Raw genomic sequence first — 7,419 nt, 5'->3', positions numbered from 1 at the left:
CGAGGACTACAAAAGCTACGAACATAACAAACTGTTTAAGAGTGATTCGCAACGCGTGGCATTTTTACTATGCGTTGATTTTAGTGTTTAAGGTGGTATGCGGAAGCATCAGTATTGCGTTGCTCACACCTTAACAGGGCGTTATACAAACGGAGGTAACTGTGAGTTTAGAAGAACTTAATCTTGAAAATCTTCCCCTTCAAAATGAACTGGTTAAATCTGCTTGTTCTGCGTTTATTTGCGAAGACAATGTGGTTGCCGCTGTGCTATTAGGCTCATTGGCTTCAGGTAAGGGTGACCGAGTATCTGACGCTGACATTTTGATTCTTACTCAAAATGAATTCCATAAATCCACACAAGAGTGTTTCTCAGCTTTTGAGCGTGGCAAAGAAATTTTCTATCGTAATCAAGGCTTCCATAACGAGAATGCTTACTTTACAAAGTACATCTTTACGGATTTAACCAGCACAGAGATTCATTGCCTAGATCTAAGCGAACCTTTTGATATATCAAGACCTTTCAAAGTGCTATTTGATAAATCGGGTGCTGTGGAGTCTCGATTAACCGATGCTCCAGCACCAAAGCATGAAGACTTTCCTGCATATACAAATGGTGACCAAGGCTTAATCTGGGAGCTTTTAGAGTGTATAAAGTGGTTAAGCCGAGGTAAAAATGAACTAGCCAAATCTTACCTTAAGAAGTTGGCGGCTAAGCTGTAAAAGTTTGTATAACAAAGCGTTTAAGACGGATTCACAACGCTTGGCAGTTTTGGTCTAATTCAGCTTAAGTGTTTACGGTGCAATGGTTTAGGTGAGGTGGTCGCGTTGTTCACCCCTTAACGCGGCGTTATGTTTTAGGTGAATTATGTGGTCAAAAATTCAAATGTGGGCTTTGAGAAAAGCATTTGGGAAGATCGGTCCAACACGGATTCCCATGTCAGGTCCAGAATGTGAGAAAAATAATTTCTATTCAACTCGAATCAAGCTCGACGGAGTTTCAGCTCTTGTTCGCGACTTGGATATGAATACGGTAAAGGTATTAAAATATAACCCGGAAACTGATCAGTGTGATATAGAACTAGACATTGACATTAATAATATTGATGTAAATACTGTTGAAATTACTCACTACTTGCATAATTACTATACAACTTATACTGGTATTAACTCATTCATACTCCATTGCCTTACAAGAAAAGACTACGTAAAAGTTAAATTAAAGCGAATTTTGAATAAAGTTTCGCAATTTTTATTCAATAAAAAAGAGTTACAGCTAAAGCCCAGATATGACCTGTTGGATTATTTGATTGAAAACTATGGTATAAGTCGCAAGGAATTTAGTTTGTCATCACTGGTTTCTGATATGTATTCTTTGCGCTTTTTTGGGCATCCTGACAGAGAAAATTATCAAAATAAGTTACGGATGTATATTGATTCATTCGTAGAATCAGGTGAAATCAGTAAGGTAAAAGGCGGGGGATATAAAGTAAATGGAAAAGCTATTGTAACACTTGAAAAATATCAAACGGAAGAACGGCGCCATAAAGATAGTGTGAAATTGCAGTATAGCATGGTAATTTTAACGTTGTTATTAGCTATTCTGGCATCTATTCAAGCTGGATTAATTAAACTAAAGCCATTTTTAGATTTGTCGCAATAAAACATAACAAACAATTTAAGAGTGATTCAGCACGCTTGGCATTTTCGGTTTGGGTTAAGTTTAGTGGTTAAGGTGTTCAAATTGAGTGTTGTGGATGCGTGCTTCACACCTTAATTGGGCGTTAGTTGCCAACGAGGAAAACGCAGCTTAAACAGAATGTTTAGAGTTAAAGTCAGTGTGTTTTTGGTGGGGTTTTGTACTTCAATTTTGAATCGTTCGGGTTTGTGAAAATCGTTCTCAGGTTTCTTTTGTGGTTGAATTTTCTGTTTCAGAAACCGATTTATTTGTTGAAAGTCTGCTCGGTGACAGTGTCTGTCTAAAAGAGCTTTTTGGTGTTGTTAGTCCGTTTTCTACGGCGTTGCGTGTTCCAAGCGGTTTCAGTGACAGGCGCTTTGAAACTGCGTCTGATTTGATTTTTCCAACATACGTAAAGCAAGTGTTGGCAAAGCGGTAATTAACTTCAAATCAAAGCTTTAGGCTTGGCAACTAACAAAGCATTCAAGAGGGATTCACAACGCTTGGCAGTTTTGGTTTGAATTGGCTTTAGTGTTTACGGCACAATGGTTTAGGTTAGGTGGTGGCGTTGTTCACCCCTTAATGCGGCGTTAGTTTTCAGGAGAATTTATGAAACCCTCAAAGCCGATAGGCAGCTACATTTCGGGTTTGAAAAAGGCGTTAAAGCATTATGGTGCAACGCAGCGAGATCAATACTCATGGATTGCCAAAACGAACGATCATTATGTGTTTACTGCTGAGCGTGATCACATAGATAAAGAAAACAATGTGTATTCACATAGTGAAGGTACTTTTTTAAAGAGAGTCCCCCCGTTATCTGTAGATTTTGGTGATGCATCGTTGACAGTTAGTCATGGTAAGGAGTTATTCGAGGCAATTAAAACGACATATGAAAATAATTGTTACTGTCACCTTTTAATCGTGAAAGGTACTAAATATGGTACAGATAAAGGTGGTGTAAAAGCAGTTATGGATGCTGATCTTTGGCAGGTAACATCGTTTATGGGTTCGGTTGAGAGTGGTTTTGAATTTAAGTTAGAGCGCACAAAAGAAAACTAACAATCTGTTTAAGAGTGATTCGCAACGCGTGGCATTTTTACTATGCGGTAGTTTAAGTGATTAAGGTGGTTTGCGGTGGCTTCGGCATTGCGTTGCTCACACCTTAACAGGGCGTTAAAAGTAAAATTATAGGTTCTTCGAATAATGTCAGATAAATTAGAACAGTGCTTACTAGATTATTATGACTATCATCATTCCATACTGCTACCTACGCTCTATGAAATTGATGAAAAAGTGTCTAGTAATACCCTGAAGTTACACCAAGCAATTGGCTTTAATATGGTGATTGCTCATGCTCTTGATTACATGCTCGCAATACAAAAAGAGCGTACAGATGAGCAAGTGAGTCGAAAATCGATTATGCAAAAGCTTGATATTGGCTATCACATTGAAGGTGGCAGGTTTACCAATAACAAGTTTCAGCTAATTGATGCAGTAAACAACTCCATGAAACATATCACTCTTGCTCCAAATCGATACAAAAAACTTATAGATGAATATGGTCATATGAGTTTTCGACTCTTGGTTGAAGATGCTGGTGTGGTTTATATGAAAACTGAACGTTATCAGTTTGATTATGGTCGTATTGTACTACGAAGTATTTCAAAAATTCTTGGATTCTCATACGACGAACCAGACATTATTTTGAGTACGATTGATGGCGAAGATGGCTATATCGATGCTTATGATCCTTACTTGGATTCTTCAGACCCTTCAACTGCAATTGATCGAATGATTGAGTATTGTAACCCAACTTGCTTTGACTGTGATGAAGGTGAAAGTGAATGTACGTGTGAAGAGTTTAGGTATGGTGATGTTTCGGGGGAATTCAGTCCAGATATTGATCATGAATTTGACGTAGAATCAACGATGGCTGAAATAGGGTCAAGCTGGAAATAGTCACACTCTAGGTCTAGTGTGTTTTACTTTTAACAAACTGTTTAAGAGTGATTCGCAACGCGTGGCATTTTTACTATGCGTTGCGTTTAGTGATTAAGGTGGTTTGCGGTAGTTTCGGTATTGCGTTGCTCACACCTTAACAGGGCGTTATATGCCCGTAATCAGAAAGTCGATAGCAGAGATGATTTCATCTCGAAAAGTGCTTAGATCGTTTACAGGCTCTCGTAGAATTTTGGTCGGTACACTTGCCATTTGGTGCGTAAGAATTACGAAGTCACCTTCATCAATATGTATTACTGGACATAAGTGACTTGGTGCTTTTTTCTCTAACAACTCAGTAGGCGTCAACGGAATCACTAACCGAGTATTCAATGTATCAAGCAATTCACTTTGAACGTCAACAAAGTATGGGTATGCAGTTGCCGTGTTTTTATCGTTGTTTTTGTATAGAGAAAATTGTGACATTAGAATACTCGGTAAGAATCTGAAAATAGCCCGTGGTTTTCAGTAAGCTCATTACAAGCACTAATAGCCTCAGCATTTTGCTCTAACCATTCAGCTTTTAGGCGTTGACTCACTTCTTTTTCAAGTGCCTTTTCCATTGTCGCGGAAAGGTTTATATTTAAGCGCTTAGCTTCAGCGAGTAACTCACTGTTTAAGCTTAAGTTTGTAGCCTTTTTGGGTGCTTGTATACTATATGTGTTTCTCATAAAGCAATCCTGTGCGTATTGTTAATGCGCATTTAGTATAGGTTATGAAAAGGCATATAACAAACAGTTCAAGAGGGATTCAGCACGCGTGGCATTTTTGGTATGCGTTGGTTTTTGTGTTGAAGTGCCATGCAGTAACATCGGTATTGCGTGCTTCACCCCTTAACTGGGCGTTATGGCTCACAAGGTCCGCAATCTCAGAAATGAAGGTTGTTCACATCAAATTACGGTATCATGCACAATTGACTAAACTGTAGTTACTTATGCTTATACCAACTAATACACCTTCTTCCTCAAATGTATCTTGCTCAAACTGCAAAGCTTGCTGCTGCCGTCTTGAAGTTATGATTATCTCGGATACTGGCGTGCCTGAAGAGTTCATCGCACGTGATCAGTATGGTGGTGAAACAATGATGCGATTAAATGATGGTTGGTGTGCGGCTTTAGATAGAGACACTCTAATGTGCACCATTTATGAAAATCGTCCTTGGATATGCCGCGAATTCGAAATGGGTTCTAATGAGTGCTTAGATGAACGTGTTAAGTTCATCTAAAACAGTCGGTTAATCTTATAGGTCATTCGTGAGTTGTAAGCCATAACAAAGCGTTTAAGAGGGATTCTCAACGCTTGGCATTTTCAGTTTGATTCAGCTTTATTGTTTACGGCACAATGATTTAGGCTAGGTGGTGGCGTTGTTCACCCCTTAACGCGGCGTTATGCTCTTTCTCAAACTTATAAGAATGAGCACTTTACGTATTTAACAAATACCTCTTTGTATCTGTCCTAGCATCTTTATCAGAAATGAGGTTTCTATCCCTTATTTGACTCTAAGTTCTTTGAAAACCATCGCTGCCCCCAAAAAATTGCCTTCTGTCTTATTTAACTTTTCAGTGGTTTGATAGAGTTATGATTCGATGTGTAAGGAGGGGGTTAGATGGGAACTATCATAGGATTGGTCATTTTAGCTGCGATAGATTGGTATCTTGTTCGTAAAACAGGACTTCATATACATCAACTAATTTCCAAAAAGTATGCCGAACATTCACGTGGCAAAGAACATCGTAAATAAGATCTCTTTAGGCATAATCTAACGGTATGCAGCGTTGGAATTTTACGGTGTCCACTGATAGAACAAGCATAACAAAGCATTTAAGAGTGATTCGCAACGCTTGGCGGTTTCGCTTCGCTCAAGTATAGCCAAGCTTCGCTCACACCTTAATGCGGCGTTATGTGCTTTGGTGTTGATCACGTATAGATGTGCATGCAAGTCATTTTAAATTAGTAAAAGGAATTACTATGTCCAAAAAGGAATCGGATAAAAGTACAGCACTTAAGTTGGGTTTGTTCATGGCTGGCTCGGTATTTGGTGCAGTCTTGTGTATCTTTTTAGCATTTCCAGCATCTTGATTGTTAGGGATACTAAGTGTTGTCGGTTGGGTACCCACGGTTAGGCTCAAGCTACATGTAGGGATAGAATGTCAGTTGCCATCGTATACATCATTGCCACACTTCTTATCGTTAAAGTGCTTTTAAAGAAGAAAGTCTCCAAAAGTGTACTTTTTTATTTCGCACTTGAACTCTATTTTGGTGCAGTTGCGGTTGCTTCTTATATCGATTAGCTGTTCTGTGAGCAAAGGTGTTCAGTTTAAGCACGCACATAACAAACTGTTCAAGAGGGATTCGCAACGCGTGGCATTTTTACTATGCGTTGGTTTTAGTGTTTAAGGTGGTATGCGGCGGCTTTTGTATTGCGCTGCTCACCCCTTAACAGGGCGTTATGGCGCAAGGCAAAATTCAGCTGAGGGAACTAGATGAGTGATAAAGTTAAAGTAGCCTTGCAGTGGCTCAAAGAGATCTTGGATGCAGAGGTTGTGGAGTATCAAATAGTAGGTGGATTAGCGGCAACTATTCATGGTGGAAGTCGGGAAATCGCAGATATAGATCTTTATATTCGAAACTCAGACGCAGAAAAAGTTCTATCGCATGTAGCAAAATACATATCTAAACCGTTAACTCATTATGCCGAATATGGTTGGGATCTCGAGTATTTCCAATTGGTTTACCAAAATCAAAAAATTGAAATCGGTTTGTCTGAACATACTAAGATACAATCATGTCAAGATGGCTCTTGGCACCAGCTTGAAATTTACTTCTCAGAATCAGTTATTAAAGATTATCAAGGTATCAAGTTGCCGGTTATCCCAGTTCATCGTTTAGTCGAGTACAAGCGGATATTGGGTAGGGAAGTAGACCAAATTGACATACAAGAGCTAACGTTGAGTGGAGCGCCATAACAAACAATTTAAGAGTGATTCAGCACGCGTGGCATTTTTACTATGCGTTAGTTTTAGTGATTAAGGCGGTATGCGGTAGCATCGGTATTGCGTGCTTCACACCTTAATTGGGCGTTATGTGCTTGGAGGAAAAATGCAATATATCGAAGTCAAAAGTAGCCAGATTCCGCTAGATTTGCTGCTTGAAGCCGATCCTTCTGAAGCAAGTATTTCTTCATATTTATCCGATTCATGGTGCTTCGCCGCACTAGATAATGGGCGTGTTTTAGCAGCTTGCATAGTTAAGCCACAAACCGATAGCCTTGCTGAGATATTCAATGTCTCTGTATATCCAAAGTTACAAGGTCAAGGTGTTGGTTCTGAATTGCTTAAGTCGGTTCTGTCTCAGTTATCAAGTAAGGGAATCTCACGTGTTGAACTGGGTACAGGCACCTTTGGCTATCAACTGACTTATTATCAGCGTCTTGGCTTTAGGGTTGACTCAATCGTCAAAGATTACTTTTTGCTGAATTATCCAGAGCCAATCTATGAAAATGGTATTCAACACAAAGACATGCTGAGATTGTACGCACAACTTTAGTACGCACATAACAAAGCGTTTAAGAGGGATTCACAACGCATGGCAGTTTTGGTTCAAAGTTTAGCTTTTGTGTTTATGGCACAATGGTTTAAGTTGGGTGGTATCGCGTTGTTCACCCCTTAACGCGGCGTTATACGTTTGAGGAAGTATGGAAGTTTTAGAACTGATCTTTGACCCTACGGTCATTATAAGTTTGTTATT

Annotated in this window: 10 protein-coding genes; 8 read left to right on the top strand and 2 right to left on the bottom strand. The window is 39.3% G+C overall.

Features of this window, described 5'->3' with window-relative positions; genetic code table 11:
- Window positions 1–161 precede the first annotated feature (161 nt).
- The 5 genes from R7190_RS25100 to R7190_RS25080 all read left to right on the top strand — a co-directional run bounded on the left by R7190_RS25100 (window position 162) and on the right by R7190_RS25080 (window position 3,633).
- Complete coding sequence (locus R7190_RS25100) at window positions 162–719, top strand: nucleotidyltransferase domain-containing protein (protein WP_017634132.1); 558 nt, start codon at window positions 162–164, stop codon at window positions 717–719.
- A gap of 145 nt (window positions 720–864) precedes the next feature.
- Window positions 865–1,659: a hypothetical protein gene (locus R7190_RS25095; RefSeq protein WP_186584888.1), complete on the top strand. Its 795-nt coding sequence runs from the start codon at window positions 865–867 to the stop codon at window positions 1,657–1,659.
- 250 nt (window positions 1,660–1,909) lie between these two features.
- Complete coding sequence (locus R7190_RS25090) at window positions 1,910–2,113, top strand: hypothetical protein (RefSeq protein WP_045346653.1); 204 nt, start codon at window positions 1,910–1,912, stop codon at window positions 2,111–2,113.
- Between the two features lie 170 nt (window positions 2,114–2,283).
- Entirely contained in the window at window positions 2,284–2,733 is a 450-nt protein-coding gene (locus R7190_RS25085) for a hypothetical protein (protein ID WP_138940482.1), read from the top strand.
- A 144-nt stretch (window positions 2,734–2,877) separates the two neighbouring features.
- On the top strand, window positions 2,878–3,633 hold the full coding sequence (locus tag R7190_RS25080; RefSeq protein WP_129980306.1) for a hypothetical protein: 756 nt from the start codon (window positions 2,878–2,880) through the stop codon (window positions 3,631–3,633).
- 147 nt (window positions 3,634–3,780) lie between these two features.
- Here the strand turns inward: R7190_RS25080 and R7190_RS25075 are convergent, their stop codons facing one another.
- On the bottom strand, window positions 3,781–4,098 hold the full coding sequence (locus tag R7190_RS25075; protein ID WP_021485087.1) for a CcdB family protein: 318 nt from the start codon (window positions 4,096–4,098) through the stop codon (window positions 3,781–3,783).
- The gene (locus R7190_RS25070; protein ID WP_025441764.1) at window positions 4,098–4,343 is read right to left on the bottom strand and encodes a type II toxin-antitoxin system CcdA family antitoxin; all 246 of its coding nucleotides are present in this window, start codon (window positions 4,341–4,343) and stop codon (window positions 4,098–4,100) included. Before R7190_RS25070 ends, R7190_RS25075 begins: the two co-directional genes overlap by 1 nt.
- Window positions 4,344–4,606: 263 nt before the next feature.
- Between R7190_RS25070 and R7190_RS25060 the strand changes: the two genes are divergently transcribed.
- From R7190_RS25060 to R7190_RS25045, 3 genes are all read left to right on the top strand, one after another.
- The gene (locus R7190_RS25060; RefSeq protein ID WP_079751593.1) at window positions 4,607–4,897 is read left to right on the top strand and encodes a YkgJ family cysteine cluster protein; all 291 of its coding nucleotides are present in this window, start codon (window positions 4,607–4,609) and stop codon (window positions 4,895–4,897) included.
- 1,258 nt (window positions 4,898–6,155) lie between these two features.
- A complete protein-coding gene (locus R7190_RS25050; protein ID WP_186584890.1) occupies window positions 6,156–6,638 on the top strand; it encodes a MazG-related protein in 483 nt (160 codons plus the stop codon).
- A 133-nt stretch (window positions 6,639–6,771) separates the two neighbouring features.
- On the top strand, window positions 6,772–7,218 hold the full coding sequence (locus R7190_RS25045; RefSeq protein WP_025573020.1) for a GNAT family N-acetyltransferase: 447 nt from the start codon (window positions 6,772–6,774) through the stop codon (window positions 7,216–7,218).
- Window positions 7,219–7,419 lie beyond the last annotated feature (201 nt).

Source organism: Vibrio sp. 1078-1, from assembly GCF_033340475.1.
This window is presented reverse-complemented; position numbering and strand designations above follow the sequence as displayed.